This is a genomic window from Streptomyces toxytricini, from assembly GCF_014649915.1.
In the GTDB taxonomy this organism is placed as follows: Bacteria; Actinomycetota; Actinomycetes; order Streptomycetales; family Streptomycetaceae; genus Streptomyces; species Streptomyces toxytricini.
In genome coordinates this window covers 29,365-52,116 of the sequence record NZ_BMTY01000025.1, presented here as the reverse complement: position 1 = coordinate 52,116, position 22,752 = coordinate 29,365, and the positions used below count along the sequence as shown (strand labels likewise).

23 protein-coding genes and 1 pseudogene are annotated in these 22,752 nt (G+C 77.3%); 14 read left to right on the top strand and 10 right to left on the bottom strand.

What is annotated here, in order from left to right; genetic code table 11:
- Nucleotides 1-127 precede the first annotated feature (127 nt).
- From IE170_RS27350 to IE170_RS32960, 6 genes and pseudogenes are all read left to right on the top strand, one after another.
- Entirely contained in the window at nucleotides 128-916 is a 789-nt protein-coding gene (locus IE170_RS27350; RefSeq protein ID WP_189812130.1) for a ribonuclease BN, read from the top strand.
- A gap of 91 nt (nucleotides 917-1,007) precedes the next feature.
- Nucleotides 1,008-1,418 (top strand): DUF7144 family membrane protein, encoded by a 411-nt coding sequence (locus IE170_RS27345; RefSeq protein WP_189812129.1) that lies wholly within the window; start codon nucleotides 1,008-1,010, stop codon nucleotides 1,416-1,418.
- A 6-nt stretch (nucleotides 1,419-1,424) separates the two neighbouring features.
- A complete protein-coding gene (locus tag IE170_RS27340; protein WP_189812128.1) occupies nucleotides 1,425-1,619 on the top strand; it encodes a hypothetical protein in 195 nt (64 codons plus the stop codon).
- A gap of 84 nt (nucleotides 1,620-1,703) precedes the next feature.
- Nucleotides 1,704-1,880 (top strand): hypothetical protein, encoded by a 177-nt coding sequence (locus IE170_RS32965; RefSeq protein WP_229885214.1) that lies wholly within the window; start codon nucleotides 1,704-1,706, stop codon nucleotides 1,878-1,880.
- Nucleotides 1,865-2,047 (top strand): annotated as a pseudogene (locus tag IE170_RS33520) (protein kinase domain-containing protein); the annotation flags it as partial. The gene IE170_RS32965 and the pseudogene IE170_RS33520, both read left to right, overlap by 16 nt.
- Nucleotides 2,048-2,136: 89 nt before the next feature.
- Complete coding sequence (locus IE170_RS32960; RefSeq protein WP_229885213.1) at nucleotides 2,137-2,748, top strand: hypothetical protein; 612 nt, start codon at nucleotides 2,137-2,139, stop codon at nucleotides 2,746-2,748.
- Between the two features lie 30 nt (nucleotides 2,749-2,778).
- Here IE170_RS32960 and IE170_RS27325 read toward each other — a convergent pair whose 3' ends face one another.
- Nucleotides 2,779-3,450, bottom strand: coding sequence for a lipoprotein (locus IE170_RS27325; protein ID WP_189812125.1), 672 nt, complete (start codon nucleotides 3,448-3,450; stop codon nucleotides 2,779-2,781).
- A gap of 125 nt (nucleotides 3,451-3,575) precedes the next feature.
- On the opposite strand from IE170_RS27325, the gene IE170_RS27320 reads away from it, so the two are divergent.
- Nucleotides 3,576-4,148, top strand: coding sequence for a GNAT family N-acetyltransferase (locus tag IE170_RS27320; protein ID WP_189812124.1), 573 nt, complete (start codon nucleotides 3,576-3,578; stop codon nucleotides 4,146-4,148).
- 11 nt (nucleotides 4,149-4,159) lie between these two features.
- Here IE170_RS27320 and IE170_RS27315 read toward each other — a convergent pair whose 3' ends face one another.
- A complete protein-coding gene (locus tag IE170_RS27315; RefSeq protein ID WP_229885211.1) occupies nucleotides 4,160-4,792 on the bottom strand; it encodes a 2'-5' RNA ligase family protein in 633 nt (210 codons plus the stop codon).
- A gap of 155 nt (nucleotides 4,793-4,947) precedes the next feature.
- On the opposite strand from IE170_RS27315, the gene IE170_RS27310 reads away from it, so the two are divergent.
- Both IE170_RS27310 and IE170_RS27305 read left to right on the top strand, forming a co-directional pair.
- Nucleotides 4,948-5,757, top strand: coding sequence for an SDR family NAD(P)-dependent oxidoreductase (locus IE170_RS27310; RefSeq protein ID WP_189812122.1), 810 nt, complete (start codon nucleotides 4,948-4,950; stop codon nucleotides 5,755-5,757).
- Between the two features lie 61 nt (nucleotides 5,758-5,818).
- Nucleotides 5,819-7,087: a preATP grasp domain-containing protein gene (locus tag IE170_RS27305; RefSeq protein WP_189812121.1), complete on the top strand. Its 1,269-nt coding sequence runs from the start codon at nucleotides 5,819-5,821 to the stop codon at nucleotides 7,085-7,087.
- A 140-nt stretch (nucleotides 7,088-7,227) separates the two neighbouring features.
- Here IE170_RS27305 and IE170_RS27300 read toward each other — a convergent pair whose 3' ends face one another.
- The gene (locus IE170_RS27300; protein WP_189812120.1) at nucleotides 7,228-8,637 is read right to left on the bottom strand and encodes a M20/M25/M40 family metallo-hydrolase; all 1,410 of its coding nucleotides are present in this window, start codon (nucleotides 8,635-8,637) and stop codon (nucleotides 7,228-7,230) included.
- A gap of 90 nt (nucleotides 8,638-8,727) precedes the next feature.
- On the opposite strand from IE170_RS27300, the gene IE170_RS27295 reads away from it, so the two are divergent.
- Nucleotides 8,728-10,278, top strand: a complete 1,551-nt coding sequence (locus tag IE170_RS27295) for an FAD-dependent oxidoreductase (protein WP_189812119.1) — start codon at nucleotides 8,728-8,730, stop codon at nucleotides 10,276-10,278.
- 39 nt (nucleotides 10,279-10,317) lie between these two features.
- Here the strand turns inward: IE170_RS27295 and IE170_RS27290 are convergent, their stop codons facing one another.
- From IE170_RS27290 to IE170_RS27280, 3 genes are all read right to left on the bottom strand, one after another.
- The gene (locus IE170_RS27290) at nucleotides 10,318-11,916 is read right to left on the bottom strand and encodes a phytoene desaturase family protein (RefSeq protein WP_189812118.1); all 1,599 of its coding nucleotides are present in this window, start codon (nucleotides 11,914-11,916) and stop codon (nucleotides 10,318-10,320) included.
- Entirely contained in the window at nucleotides 11,909-12,391 is a 483-nt protein-coding gene (locus IE170_RS27285; RefSeq protein ID WP_189812117.1) for an SRPBCC family protein, read from the bottom strand. Before IE170_RS27285 ends, IE170_RS27290 begins: the two co-directional genes overlap by 8 nt.
- A 74-nt stretch (nucleotides 12,392-12,465) precedes the next feature.
- Nucleotides 12,466-13,461, bottom strand: a complete 996-nt coding sequence (locus IE170_RS27280; RefSeq protein ID WP_189812116.1) for an SDR family NAD(P)-dependent oxidoreductase — start codon at nucleotides 13,459-13,461, stop codon at nucleotides 12,466-12,468.
- Nucleotides 13,462-13,728: 267 nt separating this feature from the next.
- Between IE170_RS27280 and IE170_RS27275 the strand changes: the two genes are divergently transcribed.
- Genes IE170_RS27275 through IE170_RS27260 form a run of 4 tightly spaced genes read left to right on the top strand, consistent with a single transcriptional unit; the run spans nucleotide 13,729 to nucleotide 17,811 of the window.
- Complete coding sequence (locus IE170_RS27275) at nucleotides 13,729-14,985, top strand: lycopene cyclase family protein (RefSeq protein WP_189812115.1); 1,257 nt, start codon at nucleotides 13,729-13,731, stop codon at nucleotides 14,983-14,985.
- Nucleotides 14,951-15,697, top strand: coding sequence for a class I SAM-dependent methyltransferase (locus IE170_RS27270; protein ID WP_189812114.1), 747 nt, complete (start codon nucleotides 14,951-14,953; stop codon nucleotides 15,695-15,697). Before IE170_RS27275 ends, IE170_RS27270 begins: the two co-directional genes overlap by 35 nt.
- Nucleotides 15,694-17,292, top strand: a complete 1,599-nt coding sequence (locus tag IE170_RS27265; protein WP_223856836.1) for an FAD-dependent oxidoreductase — start codon at nucleotides 15,694-15,696, stop codon at nucleotides 17,290-17,292. The genes IE170_RS27270 and IE170_RS27265 overlap by 4 nt, the downstream gene beginning before the upstream one ends.
- Nucleotides 17,293-17,334: 42 nt before the next feature.
- The gene (locus tag IE170_RS27260; RefSeq protein WP_189812113.1) at nucleotides 17,335-17,811 is read left to right on the top strand and encodes a hypothetical protein; all 477 of its coding nucleotides are present in this window, start codon (nucleotides 17,335-17,337) and stop codon (nucleotides 17,809-17,811) included.
- Between the two features lie 17 nt (nucleotides 17,812-17,828).
- Here the strand turns inward: IE170_RS27260 and IE170_RS27255 are convergent, their stop codons facing one another.
- Genes IE170_RS27255 through IE170_RS27240 form a run of 4 tightly spaced genes read right to left on the bottom strand, consistent with a single transcriptional unit; the run spans nucleotide 17,829 to nucleotide 22,490 of the window.
- Nucleotides 17,829-18,845, bottom strand: coding sequence for a DUF5914 domain-containing protein (locus IE170_RS27255; RefSeq protein WP_189812112.1), 1,017 nt, complete (start codon nucleotides 18,843-18,845; stop codon nucleotides 17,829-17,831).
- The gene (locus tag IE170_RS27250) at nucleotides 18,842-19,831 is read right to left on the bottom strand and encodes a phytoene/squalene synthase family protein (protein ID WP_189812111.1); all 990 of its coding nucleotides are present in this window, start codon (nucleotides 19,829-19,831) and stop codon (nucleotides 18,842-18,844) included. The genes IE170_RS27255 and IE170_RS27250 overlap by 4 nt, the downstream gene beginning before the upstream one ends.
- A complete protein-coding gene (gene crtI, locus IE170_RS27245; protein ID WP_189812110.1) occupies nucleotides 19,828-21,327 on the bottom strand; it encodes a phytoene desaturase family protein in 1,500 nt (499 codons plus the stop codon). The genes IE170_RS27250 and crtI overlap by 4 nt, the downstream gene beginning before the upstream one ends.
- Nucleotides 21,324-22,490 (bottom strand): polyprenyl synthetase family protein, encoded by a 1,167-nt coding sequence (locus IE170_RS27240; RefSeq protein ID WP_223856835.1) that lies wholly within the window; start codon nucleotides 22,488-22,490, stop codon nucleotides 21,324-21,326. The genes crtI and IE170_RS27240 overlap by 4 nt, the downstream gene beginning before the upstream one ends.
- Nucleotides 22,491-22,752 lie beyond the last annotated feature (262 nt).

Sequence of the window (22,752 nt, the reverse complement as noted above, 5' to 3'; positions counted from 1 at the left end):
CCCTCGTGTTCGGCATCGTCGTCCTCCTCCTGGTCGTCCTGGGCATCCTCGCGGCGGCCACGGGTGACTCGCGCCGCGGCCCGGGCGGACACGTCGGGACGGGGCACGGGTCCGGCCTGCGCCCGGGATGAGGCCGGCCGCGGCGCGGGCCCGGCTGCGGCAGTTCACCGGCCGCCTCATGGAGGTGAACCCGCTGGACAGCGCGTTCCGGCTGGCCGCCCAGACCTTCCTGGCCGCGATCCCGCTCCTCCTCGTGGTGGCGGCGTTCGCACCGCCGCCGATGAAGGAGCTGATGTCCGAGTCGCTGAGCGCGGTCCTCGGCATCAGCGGCGACACCCTCCAGGAGGTGCGCACCGCGTACAACGCGAGCGGTTCGGTGCGGGACGCGTCGGGAGCCGCCGGGATCGTCGTGGCGCTGCTCTCGGCGACCGCCGTGAGCCGGGCCCTGCAGGCCGTGTGCGAACGGTGCTGGCGGCTGCCGAAGGCGAGCATCCTCAGCGTGGCGTGGCGCTGGCTCGCCTGGCTCGCGGTGTGGCTGGTGGTCCTGTTCGTGCAGGCGCCGCTGCGCCGCGGCTTCGGCCTGGGGCCGGCGCCCGGCTTCCTGCTGTCGCTGGTGGTGTCCGTCCTGCTGTGGTGGTGGACGCAGCACCTGATGCTGTGTGCGCGGATCGGTTGGATCCCGCTCCTGCCGGGAGCGGTGCTCACAGGGACGGGGATGGTCCTCTTCGCGTACGCGGCGGGACTCCTGATGCCGGTCGCGATGAGACGCGGGTACGAGGAGTTCGGCATGCTCGGCCCGGTCTTCACCCTGCTTTCCTGGCTGATCGCGGCGTTCGTGGTGGCGGTCGCCGGGCTGGCCCTGGGGCAGTGGGCGGCTGCGTCCGCCTGGTACGCGCGCCTCACCTCCCGCGGGTGATCCGCCCGGGCCGCCCGTACCGCACAGTCGGATCCGGCACCTCCCACGGGTGCCGGGACCTCGGGGAACGCCCACGATCGGAGTCGAAGCCATGACAACCACGCAGACGGGCCGGGAGGGGTACCACCCCTTCGCGAGCGGTCTGGTCGTCTTCGCGTCCGTGATGCTGATCGTCTTCGGCATCCTCGACTTCTTCCGCGGCCTGATGGCCATCGCCCGGAACGAAGTGTTCGTCAGCACGCCCAACTACATGTTCAAGTTCGACCTGACGGCCTGGGGATGGCTGCACCTCATCTTCGGCCTGCTCGCGGTCGCCGTCGGCCTCGGACTGATGAAGCCGTCGCGGTGGGCGCGGATCGGCGGGGTCGTCCTCGCGGGCATCCTCGTCGTCGTCAACTTCCTGTCCCTGCCGTACTACCCGCTCTGGTCGCTCGTGGCCATCGCCATGTACAGCGCCGTCATCTGGGCCCTGTGCGTGGTGAGGACCCCGGACACCCCGTGAGGGGCGGTGCCGAGCACAGCCGACGACCAGGGTGGCCCCGCGAGCGTGGGGGGCGGGGTGCTGATCGGGGGCCGGTACCGGCTGCTCGACGTGATCGGGCAGGGCGGCATGGGCCGTGTGTGGCGGGGGCCGGACGAGACGCCGGGCCGGGAGGCCGCGGTGAAGGAGCTCCTGCTCCCGCCGGGCGTGGACGGGGCCTAGCGGGACCTGCTCGTACGGCGCGTCCTGCGCGAGGCCCGGGCCGGCGCCCGCCTCGACCACCCGGGCAACGTCACCGTGCACGACGTGGTCGAGCATGCGGGGGCGCCGGTGATCGTGACGGAGTACGGGCGCGGCCGCTCCCTCGGCGCGGTCCTGAAGGCGGACGGGCCGCTGCCGGTCGCCCGGGCGGCCGCGACCGGCGGGCGGTCCTCCAGGCGCTGCGCCGCGCCCACGACGCCGGCATCGTGCACCGCGACCTGAAGCCGGACAACGTGCTGCTCGCGGAGGACCGGGGCGTCATCACGGACTTCGGCATCGCGCACGCGGCCGACGCCACCACCGCGCTCACCCGCACCGGCGCCGTGCCCGGCACCCCCGCCTCCATGGCGCCCGAGCAGCTGCTCGGGCGGCCGGCAGCTCCGGCGAACGACCTGTGGGCCCTCGGGGCGATGCTGTACACGGCCGTCGAGGGCAAGCACCGTTCGCGGCCGAGACGTTCAGCGCGCTGTGCATCGCGGTGGCGGCGGAGGAGCCGCGCCCGCCGGTCCGGGCCGGCGCGCCGGCGCCGCCGCTCGGGGCGCTGCCGACGAAGGACCCGGAGCAGCGGGCGACGGCGGAGGAGGCACTCGCGGCGCTGGAGGCCGCGGCCGGCGGCGCCCCGGGGCGTCGGGCCGTTCGGCCGGGGCGGCAGCGCCCCGGCCGTGCCGGCGCCGCGGCCCGGCCGCGCGGAGCCGGCGCCGGGCGCCACGGCGGCCGTACGGGGCCGGGCCCCGCGGCGCGGGGCCGTCTCGTCCGCTTGGCGGGGTGCTTCGCGCTGATCCTGCTGACGGGCACGCCGCCGTGGAACCGCCTGGCGGACCTCCCCCACGGGCTGGGCCCGGCCGGGCCTGCCGTCATCGCCCTGGTGGCGCTCGGCCAGGCCCTGCCGCGGCCCCGCCTGCACCCGGCCGTGGTCCTGCCGGCCGTCTTCGCGGCCGACGTCCTGCTGTTCCACGGGCTCCGGCCGGCCCTCGGCCGGCGGCAGACGGGGTTCGGCACGCTGCCCTCGCAGATCGGCGTCAACATGCTGGTCATCAGCGTCGGCGCCTGGCTGCTGGGGTGGAAGGTCCCGGGAAGCAGGCGGTCCTGAGGCCGCCTCGCGGGCGCGGGCAGGGGCGGGTCAGCCGGTCGGCCGGAGGGACTGGAGGGTCTGCCGGTAGGCGGGCAGCATCGCGTCGTGCTCCGCGGTGTCGAAACCGCCCAGCTGGAGCACGACGGCTTTGCCGCCGGGGGTGACCACCGCCACCGCGCGCTCCTTCTTCGGCTCGTCGAGCGGCGCCGTCTCGTACCGGGCCTCGACCGCCGGCAGGCTGCCGTCGCCGGTGCCGGCCCGCAGGTCGGCGTAGGCGGGTGCGCCCTTGGCCTTCTCCCCGGTCATGAAGGCCTCCAGCACGCGGCGGGCGTCGCCGGCCGCGGCGGGGGCGTCGGCGACCCAGACGCGCAGGAAGCCGAGGTGCCCGGCCGGCTTGGCGTCGATCTCGCATGCCAGGGTCGTTCCACCCTGCTTGAACAGTGCGGCGAACTCCTCGTCATCGGCGTGCGTGACGGCCTTCGGCTTCCAGTCCCGCGCCAGGTCGAAGGCGACGGGCAGCGTGCACGGGCTGCCGGCCGTTCCGACGGACCCCGCCGGCGGGGCCGCGGAGGCGGCGCCTGCGGTCGGCGCGGGTGTCCCCGCCGCGGAGGCCTCCGAAGCCCCCGCCCCGGTGGCGCCCTTCGACTCCGCGGGCCCGCAGGCCGCCAGCCCCGCCAACAGGACGGCCGCTCCGACCGCCTTCACCCCTGTGCCTCGCACTGCCCGCGTCTCCCCCGCCGTGGTCCCCGGACGGACGTCCGGGGCGGACGGCCAACCTAACAGCCCGCGGTACGCGGCCTCTTACCGCCTGTGCCGGGCGCCGACCGGCGTGGCAGGGTGGGGACATGGCCATCGATGTCCGCCCTGCGTCCGTGTTCGAGGACGTGAAGGCGCTGCTCGGTCCGAAGTCGCCCGGCGCCAACGTCTGCTGGTGCCTGAGCTATCGGATCCCGTCCAAGCTGAACAACGAGCTCCGCGGTCCGGCCCGCGGCGCATACATGTCCGACCTCTGCCGGAAGGGGCCGCCGCCGGGGGTGCTCGCGTACGACGGCGGCATCCCCGTGGGCTGGGCCGCCGTGGCGCCGCGCTCGGACACCGCCTTCGCGCGCAGCCGCACCATCCCGCGCGTCGACGACCTGCCCGTGTGGTCCCTGTGGTGCATCCGCGTGCGGCCCGGGCACCGCGGGCAGGGAGTCTCGCACGCGCTGATCGCGGGGGCGGTGGAGTTCGCGCGTACGCAGGGCGCTCCGGTCGTCGAGGCGTACCCTCTGGACAGTGGCGGTGCCAAGGTCGATCTGACGATGGCGTACGCCGGCCTGCGGAAGAACTTCGAGCGTGCCGGGTTCGTGCACCGCGCGGACACCTCCTCCGTCCTGGCCGGACATCCGCGCGTGCTGATGCGGTTCGACCTGCGCTGACGGCGGGCCGGTCACCGCCGGCCGGGACCTCCCGGCCCAGGCGCGGCGTGACCGGGGCCGGTGCCGAGGGCGATCACGGCGCGCGTCCGCATCGGGCCGTCGCCGCGGCGGGAGAGCACCGCGATGCCGTCCACGCGGGCGTGGAGCACACCGATCCGGGCGGCGCACTCGGCGGCCAGTGACTGCGGGGAGCGGGTGCGGCCGAGCGACAGGTGCGGGGTGAAGCGGGGGAAGCGGTCCGCGCAGGCGGGGAACGGCTCCGCCAGTGCGGCCCGGAGCCGGGTCCAGGGCGCTGTGCCGGCCGCGGCCGGGTCGAGCCACACGGTGGAGTACGCGCGGTGCCGGAAAGAGCGGACTCCGGAGAGCCGGGCGTCGAACGGCTCGCAGTCGGCGGCTGCGGCGGCGAGCAGCGGCAGGGCCGCGGGGAAGTCCTCCTCGGGGACGAAGCCGAAGAGCAGGTTCACGTGCGGCGGCCAGCGGCGGATCTGCGGGTCGTGCTCCGCGCGAACGGCCTGGATGGCCGGCCAGAGGGCGGCCGGGGGCAGCCACGCCACGGCGGTGCGCGGGGTGGGCGCGGAGGTGAGGCGGCCGGGTGCGGCCGCCGGGACGGGGCGCCGGGGGACGGGGCTCCGGTGGACGGGCACGCCGCCATCATGGCCCGTGCCGCCCGGCCCCGCAGCCCGCCCCCGTCCGCGACGGCCGGGCGCATGCCTGATTCGGCCGCCAGCGCGGCATCGGCCCGGCATTGCGGGGCAAACGCGGAGCAAACAGTCCCACGGATGCAGAGGCGGTGTTCCGGATGACCGACGCCAGGCATTTCGCCCTCGTCACGGGCGCGTCGAGCGGCATCGGCCTCGAACTCGCCAGGCAGCTCGCCGAGCGGGGCTACGACCTCGTCGTCAACGCCGAGGACGAGTCCCGGCTCCTGGAGGCGGCTCGGGAGGTCCGCGCGGCGGGCACGGAGGTGGAGGCGGTCGTGGCCGACCTGCGCTCCCCCGAACAGACCGACGGGCTCTACGAGAGGGCCACCGCCTCCGGCCGCCCGCTGGACGTCGTCGTCCTGAACGCGGGGGTCGGGCAGGGCGGCGCCTTCACCGGCAACGACCTCGCGGACGAGTTGGAGATCATCGACCTCAACGTGCGGTCGACGGTGCACCTCGCCAAGCGGGCCCTGCGGGACATGGAGGCCCGCGGCGGGGGCCGCGTCCTGGTGACCTCGTCCATCGCCGCCACGATGCCCGGCTCGTTCCAGGCCGTGTACAACGCCTCGAAGTCGTTCCTGCAGTCCTTCACCGAGGCGCTCCAGAACGAACTCGCCGACACGGGCGTCACCCTGACCTCGCTGATGCCGGGCCCGACCGAGACCGATTTCTTCCGCCGCGCCGGCATGGAGGACACGGCGGTCGGCCGGCAGGACAAGGACGACGACGACGCCGCCCAGGTGGCCCGGCAGGGCCTGGACGCGCTCTTCGCGGGCAAGGACAAGGTCGTCGCCGGCTCCGCGAAGACCAAGGCGCAGGCCCTCGCCAACAAGGTGCTGCCCGACTCCGTCAAGGCGCAGATGCACCGCCGGATGGCCGAGCCCGGCTCCGCCGGGCAGGACTCGTGAGGGCGGCCCCCGCCGCGCCGCGGAGTCCTCGGCCGGGGCCGTGTCCGGCGGGCGGCGCGCGGTGACCGGCCCCTTGGTGCACTACGCGAACCTCGTCTCCGACCTGGCGGTCGACCTGGCCGAGGGCGGGGCGCTGCGCGCCTGGGCGGAGCAGGCCCCGCGCGAGGTGTGGCTGCTTCGTCCCGGGGACGTGCTGGTGTCCCCGGTGGAGATCGGCGAGGAGTTCCTCGCGTACGCCTGCGCCCTGACGGGCGTCCCCCGGGCGTCGCTGGGCGTGGTCGCCGATCCGGGGGCCTTCGGGGCGGCGGCCGCGCGGTCCGGGCCGCATCCGGCCGTCGCGGCGGTCCGCGGGGCGGCGGGCGCGCGGCCGCCGGCGGCGGTCCTGCCGACCGCGCTTGACGCCTCCGCGGTGGCCCTGGCGCGCGGGCTGGGGGTGCCAGTGCACCCGTACGCGACGGCGGACGACGCCGAGGCGGCGCTCGAGGTGACGAGGCTGCTCAACACGAAGGCCGGGTTCCGGGAGGCGGGCCGCGAGCTGGGGATGCGGATGCCGGACGGCCGGGTGTGCCGGCGCGCCGGGGTGGCCGCGGCGGTGGCGGAGATGCTGCGGGCGCACGGGGAGGTGGTCGTCAAGCCCGACCGGTCGGCCGGCGGCCACGGCATGCTCTTCCTGTCCGCGGCGGCCGTGCCGTGGGCGGCGCGCGGCCTGGCCGCGGTCGGCGGGGAGCGGGGGCTGTGGGTCGTCGAGGAGCGGATCGACGCGGCCCGCTCGGTGAGCGTCCAGATGGAGACCGGCCCGGACGGGCCGCGCACCCTGTTCACGGGTGAGATGCGCACCGTGGAGGGCGCGTTCGCGGGCTATGCGGCGCCGCTGCCGGAGGCGTCCGCCGGCCTGGCGGCGGTGCTGGAGGAGTGGGGCGGGGCGCTGGGCCGCTACCTCGCCGAGCGCGGGTACGCCGGGCCGTTCGGCCTGGACGCGATGGTGTCGGCGGACGGCGTGCCGTACGCCGGGGAGAGCAACGTCCGGCGGACCGCGACGACGACGCCGCAGGCGATGGCGGCGCGCCTCGCCGCGGCGGGCGGGTGCGGGAAGCGGGCCTGGGCGACGGGCCGGGTGCGGGCGGAGCCCGGCCTCCGCTTCGGTGCGGCGGCGGCCCGGCTCCGGGCGGAGGGGCTCGCGTACGACCCGGCACGCTGCGAGGGGGTCGTGCTGTACGCGGGGGCGCCGGCGGAGGGGTCCGCCTGGCGCTATGCGGTGCTCGCCGCGGACCTCGCCGGGGCGCTGGGGTACGAGGAGCGGCTGCACGCCGCCTGGGCGCCCGCGGCGTGACGGGCGGCCCGGGCCTGTCCGGCGGATCAGGGTCGGAGGGCCGCGGCGCCTGGGGCGGCCCGTGAACGCGGCGAGGTGCCGTGTCGGACGCCGCGGCCCCGGCCGCGATCCGGCGGACGGGCCCTGCGGCCGGTGCGGCCTCAGGTGCGCCGCAGCGCGGACGGAAGTTCCTCGAGGAAGGCTCTCAGAGCCCGGACGCCGAGCCGGAGGGCGCGGACGTCGGCGTGCTCGTCGCGGCCGTGCCAGCCGTCGCCGGGCAGTCCGGTACCGAAGAAGAGCACAGGGGCGTCGCAGGCGCGCGCGAGTTGGGCGGCCGGGGCCGCGCCGCCGTTGCCGACGCGAAGGGCGGGGGCCCCGTAGGCGCGGCCGACGGCGCGGTCGAGGACGGCGAGCGCCGGATGGTCCTCGGGGGTGCGGTAGGGGTCTGAGTTGGTGTCGGCGATCTCCAGGTCGTAGCGGTAGCCGGGCCGCCGCCGGTCGGCCAGCCAGCTGCGGAGCAGGTCCTCGACGCGGTCGGCGCGCTGGTCGGGGACGAGCCGGAACAGCAGGTCGGCGGAGGCCTCGGCCGGGATGAGGCCGAGCGCCGGCGTGTCGGTGCGGCCGGCGGTGAGGCGGGCGACCTCGAAGGCGGGCCGGGTCCACAGGCGCTCGGGCACGGCGAAGCCGTCCTCGCCGTCGGCGGTGAAGGTGCCGGTGCGGGCGAGCCAGTCGCCGGGGTCGAAGGGCAGGGCGTCGAGGGAGGCGCGCAGGGCCGGGCCGGGGGCGGCGACGTCGTCGTGGAAGCCGGGCAGGGCGACCCGGCCGGAGTCGTCCCGGAGCTGTGCGAGCAGGCGGCACAGCTCGACGGGCGCGTTGGCGGCGGCGCCGGAGACCGCCCCGCTGTGCAGGTCGCGGTCGGCGCCGCGGACGGTGAGGGTGGCGGTGACCGATCCGCGGACGGCGGCGCAGACCGCCGGCACGGTCGGGGACCACAGCATGGTGTCCGAGACCATCACGACGTCGGCGGCGAGGTCGTCGGCGTGTTCGGACAGCAGGTCGGCCATGTGCCCGGAGCCGACCTCCTCCTCGCCCTCCACCAGGTACGCCACCGACACGGCCGGGGCGGACCGGCCGGCCGTGTGCGCGCGGAGCGCCCACAGGTGGGCCATGACCTGGCCCTTCGCGTCGGACGCCCCGCGCCCGTGGAGGCGCCCGTCGCGGAGCAGCGGCGTGAACGGCCGCGTGGTGCGCCACTCGGCGGGGTCGGCGGCGTGGACGTCGTGGTGGCTGTAGACGAGCAGGCGGGGCGCCCGCCGGTCGGCTGCCGGCCAGCGCCCGAAGACGGCGGGCAGGCCGGGCGTCTCCCAGACCTCCGCCCGGGGCGCGCCCGCCCGGCGCATCTCCTCGGCCAGGAGGCGCGCGGACCGGCGTACGTCCCCGGCGCGGCCGGGGTCCGACGACACGGACGGGACGGCCACCCAGGCGGCGAGGGCCTCCAGGTCAGCCGGTCCGGGCGGGCCGTCCCCGGCCGGGCCGGCCGCCGCGGCGTCCGCGGGTTCCGTGGTGCTCATGGTCGGCGGCTGCCCACCCGCGCCCGGTGCAACCCCCGGCCGGCGGGGACGGGGGTGATTGCGGCGGCCGTTCCGGGGCAGCCGCCGCGCATGAACGCTGACTCCGCTCCGGAATGGGCCTCGTACTGGACGCAGACCGCGCCGCTGCCGCCGCGCCCCGCCCTCGAGGGGAGGGTGGAGACGGACGTGGCCGTCATCGGCAGCGGCATCGCCGGGCTGAGCACGGCATGGGAGCTGGCCCGCACCGGGCACCGCGTGGTGGTGCTGGAGGCGCTGCGGACCGCAGGCGGGGTGACGGGGCACACCACCGGCAAGCTCACCGCCCTGCACCCGTCGGTCTACGGGAAGCTGCTGGACAGCCGCGGCGAAGAGGCCGCCGCCCTGTACGCCCGGTCCCACAGCGCCGCCTTGGCGCACGTACGGGAGACGGCCGCCGCGCTGGGCATCGACTGCTCCCTCGAAGACCGTGCCGCGTACACCTACTGCACGGAGGAGGAGGGCGTGGCGGAGCTGCGGGCCGAGGCGGATGCGGCCCGCGCGGCCGGCCTGGACGTGTCGTTCGTGACGGAGACCGGGCTGCCGTACCCGGTGGCGGGGGCGGTGCGGGCCGCCGGGCAGGCCCAGTTCCACCCTCTCGCGTACCTGCGGGGGCTGGCCGAGGACCTGGCGGCGCACGGCGGCCGCATCTTCGAGAACACCCGGGTCACCGGGCTCGGCAGGGGGACGCCGCACCACCTGGCCACGGATTCGGGGGCGACCGTCACCGCCGACACGGTCGTCGTCGCCGCGCACCACCCGCTGTTCGACCACGCGCTGCTGGCCACCCGGCTCGACCAGCACCGCGACCTCGTCGTCGCGGGCACCGTGCCCGCCGGAGCGGACCCGCAGGGGATGTACATCACCCGGGAGGGCGGCACCCGCTCCGTGCGGACGGCGCCGTCCGGCCGGGACGGCGAGCGGCTGCTCATCGTCACCGGCGAGGCCTTCACCCCGGGCTCGGAGGCGGACGTCGGCGAGCGCTACCGGCGGCTCGCGTCCTGGGCGGCGGACCGCTTCCCCGGCCTGGAGGTCACCCACCGCTGGGCGGCGCAGGACAACACACCGACCGACACGGTGCCGCTGATCGGGCCGCTGCCCGCGGCGGGCGAGCGGGTGTACGTGGCCACCGGCTTCGGCGGCTGGGGCATGACCGGCGGCGTCCTCGCCGGACGGCTCATCGCCTCGATCGTCGCCGGCGCGCCCGAACCGTGGGCGGGGCTCTACGATCCCGGCCGGATCGGCCCGGTGGTCCGCGAGGCCCCCGCCTACCTGAAGGCGCAGTGGGAGGTGGGACGGCACCTGGTGCAGGACAGGCTGCGGAGCCTCGGCGAGGGCAGCCGCGGCCCCGTCGCCGAGCTGGCGCCCGGCGAGGGCACCGTCGTGCGGTCCGGCGGCCGGCCGTACGCCGTCCACCGGGACGACGGGGGCCGGCTGCACGCCGTGTCGGCGGTGTGCACCCACATGGGCTGCCTGGTCGGCTTCAACAACGCCGAGCGCACCTGGGAGTGCCCCTGCCACGGCTCCCGCTTCGCGGTCGACGGGACGGTGCTCCAGGGGCCGGCGCTGGAGCCGCTGGAGCGGAAGGACCCCGACACCCTGTGACACCGGCCCGACGCCGGGCCGCGCGCCCCCTGCCGTATGTCAGGGGGTGCGCGGCCGTCGGCGGGGCGTGCGCAGGGGGCGGGGAGTGCGGAGGGCGGTGCGGGCGGCGTTGGCGCCGGGCGCGCCGTGCACGCCGCCGCCCGGGTGCGCGGTCGCCGAGGCCAGGTAGAGGCCGCGGACCGGGGTGGTGGGGCGTCCGGTGCCGGGGAGCGGCCGGAACACCAGCTGCTGGTGCAGGCTGGTCGTGCCCTGGTTGACCGAGCCGCCGACGAGGGCGGGGTTGAGGCGCTCCAGGTCGGGCGGGGCGAGGATCCGGCGGCCGCGGACCGCGTCGCGGAAGCCCGGCGCGTAGCGCTCCACCTGGTCCTCGATCCGCCGGGCGAACGCCTCCTTCTCGCGCTCGTCCCACCGGCCGGTGATGCCGTCGCCGCCCGCGTCGCCGGTGACCGACTGCGGGACGTGCGTGTACGCCCACGCCGACTCCGTGCCCGCGGGCGAGCGGCGGGCGTCCGCCGTCGTCATCTGGCCGAGGACGGTGAACGGGTCGCTCGGCACCCGGTGCATGGCGATCTGCGCGGACCACAGGGTCAGCTCGTCCAGGCCGTCGGCCAGGTGGACGGTGCCGGCGGTGGCCGGGCCCTCCGCCCGCCAGGGGATCGGCCGCGAGAGCGCCCAGTCGACCTTGACGGTGCCGAAGTCCCACTGGAAGCGCCGGAGCGCGGCGCGGATCCGGTCGGGGACGTGCTCGGGCGCGAGCAGCCGCTCGTACAGGAGGGGCGCGGGTACGTCCGCCAGGACGGCCCGCCGGGCGCGGATGCAGGTGCCGTCGGCGGTGCGGACGGCGGCGGCCCGCCCGCGGTGCACGAGCACCTCGGTGACGGCCCGCCCGCAGTGCAGGACCCCGCCGCGGGCCGCCAGCCGGCCCACCAGGGCGCCGGTGAGGGCCTGCGCGCCGCCTTGCGGCACGGGGAACCCGTACGTCTGGCCGAGCATGCACATCAGCCATCCGAAGCCGCCGCCGAGGGCCGATTCGGGGCCGAGGTCGGCGTGCAGCGCGTTCCCCGCGATGAGGAGGCGGCCGCCCTCGCCGTCGAACTCCTCCTCGCCGAACCGGCGGGCCGGCAGCAGCATGGTGCGCGCCAGGTGCAGGGCCCGGGTGTAGCGGAGGCGGGCGGCGAGGCGGAGGCCGGCGCGGGCCGGGGGGAAGGGGGTGAAGAGGCAGTCGAGGAGGTCGTCCCGGACCAGGTCCCACATGGCGCACATGCGTTCCCAGGCGGCGCCGTCGCCGGGGGCGAAGCGCTCCAGGGACGCCGCGGTCTCCTCCACCCGGCCGCCGAGGACGGCGCACCGGTCGTCGGGGAAGGGATGGGCGACGGCGGCGGGCGCACGGCTCCAGCGCAGCCCGTGCCGCTCCAGGTGCAGGCGGCGGATGACCGGGGAGGCGGCGGCGAGCGGATAGAAGGCGCTGAACAGGTCGTGGACGTACGAGGGGTCCAGGCCCCGGTCGCTGCGGACGGCGCCGCCCGGTTCGGGCGCGGCCTCGCAGACGACGACCCGCCAGCCGGCGTCGGCCAGGAGGTTGGCGGCGACGAGCCCGTTGGGGCCGGCGCCGATGACGACCGCGTCGGGGTCAGGCACGGGCCCCGGCCCCCGCCTCGGTGTCCCCCGCCGCGGCAGCCCCGGGGTGCTCCTCGCAGGTTCGGGCCAGGCGGGAGAGCATGCTGCGGTGGCGGATCTGGGAGACGGCGTCGATGGCGGCGTGGTGGAAGGTCCAGCCCCGGCCGCGCAAGGGGTGCTCGTCGAGGACGACGAGGGTCTCGCCGCCCCACGGCACCAGTTCGATGGCGATCCGGGCGCTGGCGTGCGGGCCCGCCTTGGCCTCCAGTTCGAGGCGCCGGGGCGGCTCGTGGATGCGGACGACGGTGTGGCCGTCGAACGTCCACGGGCCGATCTTCAGCCGGTAGCGGAGGGCGGATCCCTCCTGCGGCCAGCGGTCGTCCTCCTGCCGGGAGTCGTACGTGCCGACGACCCACTCCGCGTACCGGTCGCCGTCGCACAGGACGTCCCAGACGCGGTCGGGCGGGCACTGCACCAGCCGGTGCTGGACTGCCATGGCTCTCCCCTTTCCTGAAGGCGGGTGGCCGTCGCGCCTACCCCGCGGGGGCGGGCCCACACGGCGCCGCGTGCTCACCTCGGGGCGCGGCGGCCGCTCAGGGCGGCGCGCACGGCGAGCACCGCGGCGGCGGCCGCGGCCGCCCGGCGCGCGGCGGTGCGGGCGCCGCCGTGGCGCCCGCCGTGCAGGGCGGCGCGGGCGCCGGTCGGCGTGTGCAGGTTCCCCGGCTGCGGGAGCCGCGGCCTGGTGCGCGCCAGGTAGGCCCGGTCGGTGCGCCAGGCGATGCCCCGCCGCAGCAGGCCGGGGACCAGCGCATGGGCGGCGGCCATCGAGCGGGCGTACGGGCCGACCAGCACCCGGTCGCGCGGCCTGCGCACCGCGCGCACGACGGCGCGGGCCACGCGCTCGGGGGTGGCGACGGGCGGCAGGGATCGCAGGGCGCGGCCGCTGTGGTTGGCGGCGCTCTGGAAGAACGGGGTGTCGACGCCCGTCGGCAGGACGGTGCAGACGGCGATCCGGTGGTCGCCCCGCAGGGCCAGCTCGCGGCGGAGCACGTCGTCGAAGGTGGTCAGCGCGGCCTTGGACATGGCGTAGGCGCCCATGTAGGGGGCCGCGACCGGCGCGCCGAGGAGGGAGGCGACGTCGACGAGGACGCCGCCGCCCTGGCGGCGCATGACGGGGACGGCCGCGCGGGCGCCGTTCAGGGCGCCGACGGCGTTGACGTCCAGCAGCCGGCGCACGTCCGCCACCGGTACCTGGTCGAAGCGGCCCAGGATTCCGACCGCGGCGGCGTTCACCCACACGTCGATCCGCCCGAACCGCTCCACGGCGGCCCGGGCGAGACCGGCGACGGCACGCTCGTCGGCCACGTCGACGGGCACGGCGAGCGCGGGCCCGCCGCGGCGGCGGCACGACTCGGCGACCTCCTCCACCTGCTCGGCACTGCGGGCGGCCACCACGACGCACGCCCCCCGCCGGGCACAGGCCAGCGCGGTGGCCCGCCCGATGCCGCTGGAACCCCCGGTGACGACGACGACCCGCCCCCGCAGGGACGTCCTTCCGCCAGCCATCTGCACCACCTCCGGTACGCCGGGCCCGACACCCGTCGCCTGCCCCGCGCGCCGCCGGCCATCCGCGCCGGCCGGTGCCGCGTGGCGTGCGCTGCGGCAGCGGTCCGGCACGGTACAAGTGCGGTGCGCCCCGGCGCCCCGCTGCCGCGGCCTGTCCGGGCCGGCCGGCTGCCGGCGGGGGCGGGGTGCATCCGCCGCGCCGGTGCGCGGCGAAGTGGGGCCGAGGGCATGAGGGCATGAGGGCATGAGGGCGGGAGGAGGCGGGGCGTGGGGCGCGGGCCGGAGGTCGACGTCGACGTGGTGGTCGTCGGCGGTGGGGCGGCGGGTCTGTCGCTCGCCCACGCACTCACCCTGCCGGGCGCCCGGCGGGAGCTTTCCGTCGCCGTCGTGGAGACGCCGCGGCGCGCACTGCGCCCCGGCGACCGCACCTGGTGCTTCTGGCAGGCCGGCCCGGCCGACCACCCGGAGGCCGAGGCAGCGTCCTGGGCGCGGCTGCGGGTCCGGGGCCGCGACGGCGGTGTCGTCGACGGCGAACTGGGGGCGCTGCGCTACCGGATGCTGCGGTCGGAGGCGTTCGAGGCGTCCGTGCGCTCCCGGCTGGCCGGCCTGCCCGGTGTCCGGCTCGTGGCGGCGACCGCCGAGACGGTACGCGACACCCCCTGGGGTGCGGAGGCCGTGTGCACCGGTGCCGACGGCCGCCGCATCGCCGTCCGCGGCCGGCACCTGTTCGACTCGCGTCCGCTGCCCGCGCTCCCGCCGGCCCGGACGGTGCTGCTCCAGCACTTCCGCGGCTGGTTCGTGCGCACCGCCCGGCCCGCGTTCGACCCGGACGTCGTCGAGCTGATGGACTTCCGGGTCCCGCAGCCGGCCCACGGGCTCGCCTTCGGATACGTGCTGCCGCTCGGGCCGTCGGAGGCGCTCGTCGAGTACACCGAGTTCTCCCGCGCCCCGCTCGCCCGCGACGCCTACACCGCCGCCCTGGAGCACTACACGCGTGACGTGCTGCGGCTGGGGCCGTTCGAGGTGCGGGCCGCGGAGTCGGGGGTGATTCCGATGACGGACGCGCGCCACCCGCGCCGGGCCGGGGCCCACGTCCACCTCATCGGCGCGGCCGGCGGCGCCACCCGGCCCTCGACCGGCTACACCTTCTCCGCGGTGCAGCGGCAGACGCGGGCCGTCGCCGCCGACCTGCGCGACGGACGGGCCCCCCGGCTGCCCGCGCCGCACCGCCGCCGGGCCCTCGCGATGGACGCCGTCGTCCTCCGCGCCCTGGACACCGGCCGGATCGACGGCCCCCGCTTCTTCACCGACCTCTTCCGCAAGGTGCCCGCCGAACGGGTGCTGCGCTTCCTCGACGGGACGACGGCCCTGTGGGAGGACCTCCTCGTCGGCTGCGCCACGCCCGTCGCGCCCATGCTCCGCACCGTCGCCGAACTGCCCTTCCTGCCCCGCAACGCCGCGCACGCCGCTCCCCGTGAAACGAGGCCCGATGAACCAGACGACGACCCTGCTGCGGGACGCTGACCTCGCCCGCGCCTTCGACCGGGCGTCCGGCACGTACGACCGGCTCACCGGCCTGAACGCCGGCTACCGCGCCGACCTCCGGCGCTCCGCCCGCCGGCTCCGGCTGCCCGCCGGCGGGGCCGGCCTGCACCTCCTGGACGCCGGCTGCGGGACCGGCGCCTCCACCGCGGCGCTGCTGCGCGCCGCCCCGTACGCCCGGATCACCGCCGTCGACGCCTCCGCCGGGATGCTGCGGCGGGCCGCGGCCAAGCCCTGGCCGGCGGGGGTGCGCTTCGTGCACGCCCCGGTGGAGCGGCTCGCCGACGCCGGGGTCACCGGCCCGTTCGACGCGGTGTTCGCCGGCTACCTCTTCCGGAACGTGTCCGACCCCGACGCCGTACTGGCCGCCGTACGGGCGCTGCTGCGCGACGGCGGCAGGCTCGCGGTGCACGACTACAGCCTCAGCGGGTCGGCCGTGCACCGGGCGCTGTGGTCCGCGGTGTGCCGGGCGGTCGTCGTCCCGGCCGGCACGCTCACGGGCAACGGGGGCCTGTACCGCCACCTGCACGGCAGCGTAAGGGCGTTCGACACGGCCCCGCGGTTCGCGGAGCGGATGGCAGCGGCCGGGTTCACGGGCGTACGGGTGCTGCCGGTGCCCGGGTGGCAGACCGGCATCGTCCACACGTTCCTCGCCAGCCGTCCCGCGCCCGCCCCGAAGGGGGCCACCGCATGAGCGCCACGACGGACGCACGCCCCTCCCCCGGCATGCCCCCCGCGCCCCGCCGCGGCCGGGACCGCCGCGCCGAGATCCTGCTGCCGCCGCCCGGCAGACCCCGCTTCACCGGGTCGCAGGCCCCGCGCGCCGCGGTGGTCGGCGGGGGCATCGCCGGCCTCGCCGCCGCCACCGCCCTCGCGGAACGCGGCGTGCGCGTCACGCTGTACGAGCGCCGGCCGGAGCTGGGCGGGCGGCTCGCCGGCTGGCCCACGCGGCTCTCCGACGGCTCGACGGTCACGATGAGCCGCGGGTTCCACGCGTTCTTCCGCCAGTACTACAACCTGCGCGGCCTGCTGCGCCGCGCCGACCCGGCCCTCTCCGTGCTCAGGCCCGTGCCCGACTACCCGCTGCGCCACCGGGGCGGGCTGACCGACAGCTTCGCCCGGGTCCCCCGTACGCCGCCGTGGAGCGCCCTCGGTTTCGTCGCGCTCAGCCCGACGTTCGGCTGGCGCGACCTGGCCGCGCTCAACCCGCGGGCGGCGCTGCCGCTGCTCGACGTCCGGGTGCCGCAGGTGTACGAGCGGTTCGACGGGGTCAGCGCCCGCGACTTCCTCGCCGCCGTCAACTTCCCGGAGGCCGCCCACCACCTGGCCTTCGAGGTGTTCTCGCGCAGCTTCTTCGCCGATCCGGGGGAACTGTCGGCGGCCGAGCTGCTGCTGATGTTCCACATCTACTTCCTCGGCTCATCCGAGGGGCTGCTGTTCGACCTGCCCGACGAGCCGTTCCCGCAGGCGCTGTGGGAGCCGCTCGGCCGCTACCTCGACCGCCTCGGCGCGGAGGTCCGCACCGGTGCGCCCGTCGACGCGGTGGTCCCGCACGCCGACGGGACGCTCGGCATCGAGTGCGGCGGCGCCGGCGCCCGCCACGACGCGGTCGTCCTCGCCCTGGACGTCCCGGGCCTGCGGTCGCTGGTGGCCGGCTCCCCCGGCCTCGGGGACGCGGCGTGGCGGGCAGGGATCGCCGCACAGCGCACCGCGCCGCCGTTCCTCGTGTCGCGGCTGTGGCTGGACCGGCCCGTGCGCCGGGACCGGCCGGGGTTCCTCGGCACGAGCGGGTACGGCGGGCTGGACAACGTCAGCGTCCTCGACCGCTGGGAGGGCGAGGCCTCCCGGTGGGCCGGGCGCACCGGCGGCAGCGTCGTGGAGCTCCACGCGTACGCCGTGGACGGGCCGGCGGCCCGCGACCGCGCCGCCGTGGAGCGCGGCCTGCTGGACCGGCTGCACGAGGTCTACCCGGAGACGGCCGCGGCCCGTGTCGTGGACTCCCGCCACGAATGGCACGAGGACTGCCCCCTGTTCCCCGTCGGCGGCTACGCCGCCCGCCCCGGCGTCCGCACCCCGCACCCGGCCGTGGTGACGGCGGGCGACCTGGTCCGCAGCAACCTGCCCGTGGCCCTGATGGAACGCGCGGCGACGACGGGCATCCAGGCGGCGAACACCCTCCTGCAGAGCTGGGGCGTCCGCGGCCACCCCCTCTGGACGGTCCCCCGCCGGGGCCGCTCCCCGCTCCTGCGCACCCTGGCGTCCCTGACCGCCGATCAGCGGCCCCGGTGAACTCGTTCGACCGGAACACGCCTTGCGGGTGATCATGGGCCCATGATGTCGACCGAAGCGGCAGCCGTCGCCCTGCAGGACAGTGCCGCCCTGTGGAGCGTGGGGGAGGTCCCTGCGAGCGATGTGGTCGATGCCGCCTGTGACGCGCTCGTCGCCGGGCTCGACGCCCCCGGCCTGCGCATCCTCGCCGCGTGCACGCGCACCGAGGCGTACTACGACGTCCTCGACCTGCTTCCTCCGGCACTCGACGGCCTCGGCCTCGTCTTCTACCCGTTCGGAAGCCCGGAGGGGGTGGAGCCCGCCGCCCGCGCCCTCGCGCGCCGGGTGCTCGCGGGCGGGCTGGCGCCCTGGAAACTCACGTTCTGGAGCCACAAGCGCGGGAAACACGAACTGCCCCTCCTGCAGCGGCTTGCCGAGCTCGACGAGCAGTACGCACTCCTCGGGTGCAGCGGAGGACCCGTGGACGAGGTCGACGCCGAGGTCACGGCAATAGCGCGCAGCCTCGCAGCCCGGCCCTGACCCGCACGCCCGGAGGGTCAGCCGGGGAAGCGGCCCGTGGCGCGGAGGTGGTAGCGGCGTTCGGCGTAGGCGAGGTCGTCGCGCCAGAGGCGGCCCGCGGCCCAGCGGATCAGGGGGCGCAGAGCCGGTGCGAGGGCTCTGGCGGCGGCGAAGCCGCGGCGGTCCGAGGCGGCGACCACCGCTTCGACCACCGCCGTGCGGGGCCGGCCGTCCGCGCCGGTCCCCAGCGGGGTCGCATGCGTCTCCACCACCGACGACACGCCCTCGCCCTCGGTGATGTGCATGACGACGGTCCGCGGCTCGGGCGCGGTGAACTCGGCCCGTACGGGGACGACCAGCCGGCCGGCGACCTTGAAGGAGACGTCGACGGTGAAGGCGTCCTTCTCCGCGCGCCCGTCCGGGATCCCCACGACGGTGAGGTCGGTGAAGGAGTACGGGTGGAACCAGGAGCCGTGCCAGGGGTCCAGCCGGTTCGCCACGACGTCTTCGGGCTCGCACCGGCCCACCGTCTCGAACACGGCGTCGACCGCGCCGCCTTCAGGCCGGGGCGGGACGACCGGCCGGTCCAGCGGCGGCTCCCCGCCCGCCTCGTCGAGGCGGACCCAGGCGAGGACGCCGTCGTCGTGCACCGGCAGCGGCTCCCAGCCGGCGAACGGCTCGCCGCCCCGCAGGGCGAGTCCGTGCCAGTGGCAGACGAGCACGCCGCACACGACGCGGCTGTCGCGCAGCGGGGCCCCCAGGTGCGGGCAGGCGCCCGGTCCGGCCCGCAGCGCGCCGGAGGCGTCGCGCCAGGCCACGACCTCCGTTCCGGCGATGGTCCGGCCGAACGGCCGGCCGCCGGCGCCGACGGCCCGCGAGGCGCCGAGGACGTACCAGTTGCCCGACGGCATCGCCGCCGCCCGTTTGAGGGCGTCGGCGATGAGCGCCGGCCTGGCTTCGCGCCAGGTGGGGGCCTGCCGTTCCCATGGCACGCGCCGGCCTGCCCGCAGCGGCAGCCCTCGGCGCCCGCGCCGTGCTCCTCCTGTGTCGGTCATGCCGTCCCTCCCTCTCCCCTTGCGGCGGCCGCCTCCCGGGGCGCGGGCGCCCGGCGGGCGCGCAGCCGCGCCGCGACGACCCCGGCGAGTCCGGCCGCCGCCTCGCGGGCCCGCTGCCGCCGCGGTACGACCGCCCTGCGGTGGACGACGGCGTAGCCGTCGGCCGCGACGGCGTCCAGGATGGCGCCGTACAGCCGGTACGCGGTCCGGATGCAGGGGCGGGAGCGCGGGTCGAGCATGGCGATGCCCGGTTCCGCCTCCCGGTAGACGCCGCGCGTGAGGGCCGCCGCGGCCCGGAGGGCGGCGCGGATCCGCGGGTCGGGCCGGCCGGTGGCCCGGCTCCACTCCAGGAGGGCGCGGTCCGCGCCGTGTGCGGCGAGGAGGTCGGCCGGCAGGTAGACCCGGCCGCGGTCGAGGTCCTCGCCGACGTCCCGGATGAAGTTGGTGAGTTGGAAGGCGACGCCCAGCGCGGCGGCGTGCGGGGCCGCCTCCTCGCGCGGGGCGACGGTGCCGAGCACGGGCAGCATCTGGAGTCCGATGACGGCGGCCGAGCCGTGCATGTACCGGCGCAGGTCGGCGTAGGTGGGGTAGTCGGTGACGGTGAGGTCGTCGCGCATGGAGGCCATGAAGTCGGTGAAGTGCCCGGCGGGGATCGCGTACCGGTCGGCGGTGTGGGCGAGCGCGCGCACGACGGGCTCGCTGCTGCGGCCGGTGCGCAGGCCGTCGTCGAGGGCGTCCGCGAGCCGGGCGAGCCGGGCGTCGCGGACGTGCGGCTCGGCCCGGCAGGCCAGGTCGTCGACGATGTCGTCCGCCCAGCGCGCGAAGCCGTAGAGGGCGTGCACGGCGGGGCGGCGGGGCACGGGCAACAGCCGGGTCGCGAGGAAGTACGTGCGCCCGTGCCGGGCGTTGAGCCGGCGGCAGTGCCGGTAGGCGGCCCGCAGCTGCGGGTCGGCGATGCCGGCGGCGTCGAGTTCGCGCCGGGTCACGGGCGGCGCCCCCGCCCGGGTCCGAGGATGCGCTGGGCGGCGAGCTTGCCGCTGATCAGGACGGTGGGGACGCCGACGCCGGGGGTGGTGCCGCATCCGGCCAGGACGGCGTTCTCGACGCCGCTGACCAGGTTGGCGGGGCGGAACGGGCCGGTCTGGGCGAAGGTGTGGGCGGCGGAGAACGGCGTGCCGGCGGCGTGCCCGAGGGCGGTCCAGTCGGCCGGGGTGACCAGCAGTTCCTCCTCGGTGGCGGCGTCGAAGCCGTCCAGGCCGCGGCGTTCCAGCTCGCGTACGAGGCTGTCGCGGTAGCGGGGGCCGAGGTCCCGCCATGCGGCGGCGGAGGGGCCGGTCGCGGTGTTCGGGCAGGGCGCGAGCACGTAGTGCAGGTGGCGGTCCGGCGGGGCGAGGGCGGGGTCGTGGGCGGTGGGGCGGGTGATGAGGAGCGAGGGGTCGCTCATGAGGCGGCCGGTCCGGGTGATCTCGTCGAAGGTGCGCTTCCAGGCGGCGCCGAAGGAGATGGTGTGGTGGCCGAGCCCGGGCCAGGTGCGGCGGCTGCCGGCGTGGAGGACGACCGCGGAGGGGGCGTGCCGCAGGCGGAGCGGGCGGCGGGGGCTGCGGCCCAGCAGGCGGTAGGCGACGGGCAGGTCGGGGGTGAGGACGACGGCGTCGCAGGGGATCTCCCCGCCGTCGGCGAGCCGTACCGCGGTGACCCGGCCGGCGGTGGTGCGCAGGCCCGCCGCTCCGGTGCCGTAGCGGAATTCGGCGCCGGCCGCGCGTGCGGCGTCGGCCATGGCGGCCGGCAGGGCGTGCATGCCGCCGCGGGGGAAGTACACGCCGGCCACGGTGTCCATGTAGGCGATGACGGCGTAGGCGGCGAGGGCCCGGGCGGGCGGTACGCCCGCGTACAGCGACTGGAAGGAGAAGACGCGGCGCAGCCGGGGGTCGGACAGGTGGCGGCCGATCTGTGCGTCGAGCCGGCCGAAGCCGCGCAGGGCGGCGAGCCGGGCCAGGTCGGGGTGGAGGAGCTGGAGCGGGGAGTCGAAGTTGGTGTCGATGAAGCGCCGCATCTGGGCGCGGTACAGGGAGGTCAGCCAGGCGCGCAGGCTGCGGTAGCCGGCGGCCTCGCGGGCTCCGGCGAAGGCGCGGACCTCCTGCTCCATGGCGTCGGCGTCGGTGTGGACGTCGAGGGCGGTGCCGTCGGCGAACCGGGCGCGGTAGGCGGGGTGGAGCGGGGTCAGCTCGACACGGGCGGCGAGCGAGTCGCCGACGGCGGCGAACGCCTCGTCGGCGAGGTGGGGCATGGTCAGGACGGTGGGGCCGGTGTCGAGGAGGTAGCCGCCGAGGCGGGTGCGGCCGGCGCGGCCGCCGGGTCCGTCCTCGCGTTCGACGACGGTGACGCGGCGGCCGCCGCCGAGCAGGTGGAGCGCGGCGGACAGGCCGGACAGGCCGGCTCCGACCACGACGACGTGGTCCGTACGGCCGGGGACGGTCCTCATCGGCGGCCTCCCGCGGCGGCGGCCGCCGTGTCGACTCCGGCGGCCTGGGCGAGCAGTCCGGCGAGGGCGGCGACGGCGTCCGGTTCGGCGCGGAGTTCGGCGAGGCGGCGCTCCCCGCTGCGGACGAGGCGGGCGATCCTGGCCTCGACGAGCTCGCGGGCGCCGGTGCGTTCGAGGGCCTCGCGGGCCGCGGCGGCGCCGGCCTGCGGGCCGGAGTCCGCGGTGAGGGCGTGCAGGGCGGCGGTGTCGTTGGAGCGGGCGGCCAGCCGGACGGCGAGGGCCCGCAGGTAGGTCAGTTTGCCGGCGCAGAGGTCCTCGGCGGGTTTGCCGGTGTCGCGGGGGTCCCCGTACACGCCGAGGAGGTCGTCGCGGAGTTGGAAGGCGAGGCCGGCGCAGCGGCCCGCGGAGCGCAGGACGGAGGTGGTCCGCTCGGGGGCGCCGGCGAGCGCCGCCCCGAGCGCGAGGGGGCGCTCGACGGTGTAGAGGGCGCTCTTGAGGCGGGCGATCCGGACGGCCTCGTCGAGCCCGGTGGCGCCGGTGGCGGCCGCCCGCAGGTCGAGGTACTGGCCGGCGGCCATCTCGGCGCGCAGGGCCCGCCATTCGCGCTGGATCCGGGGGCCGTCGGGGACGGCCAGCGCGGTGGCGGCGGCGAGGTCGTCGGCCCAGGCGAGGGCGAGGTCGCCGACGAGGATGGCGGCGGCGGTGCCGTAGGCGTCGGCGGAGCCGCGCAGGCCGGAGCGGGTGTGGTGCAGGGCGAAGCCGGCGTGGGCGGAGGGGCCTCCGCGGCGGACGGGCGAGTGGTCCATGACGTCGTCGTGGACGACGGCGCACACCTGGAGCAGTTCGAGGGCGGCGGCCAGGTCGCGGGCACGGTCGGCGCCGGGGCCTGCGGCGGGCCCGCCGCAGGCGCGCCACCCCCACCACAGCAGGCGGGCCCGCAGCCGCTTGCCGCCGCGCAGGACGAGGTCGCGTACGCTCCCGGCGACGTCCTCGGCGAACGCCGGGTCGGTGGCGTGCGCTTCGGCGAGTCGTTCGGCGACGTGCGCGCGCAGAGCCTCCTCGACGGCGCCGGCCGCGGCCGCGTCGGCCTCCGTCACGGGGCCGCCGGGCGCGCCCCCGTCCGCGGTGCGGCTGCCGCGCGCCTCCGCCTGCATGCCGGCCATGGGCCCCCTTCCGGACGTTGCGACCACCTGCACACCGCCTCTTCCGGTGGAACGGGCCGTACGGATGCACGATCGGCGCGGCGTTCCAGCCGGGCGGTGCCGGGCCCGGGCCAGTCAACCACCCGCACCTCCGGCACGCCCGCAGGCGCGGGCCCGTCCGGCCGTGTCGATGCGGGCACTGCGGCGGAGGGGGGCACCGTGCTGGGCCGGGCGGGTGACAGCGCTCGCGGAAGGCGGCGGGTGCGGGCGCCCGGCGGGTAGG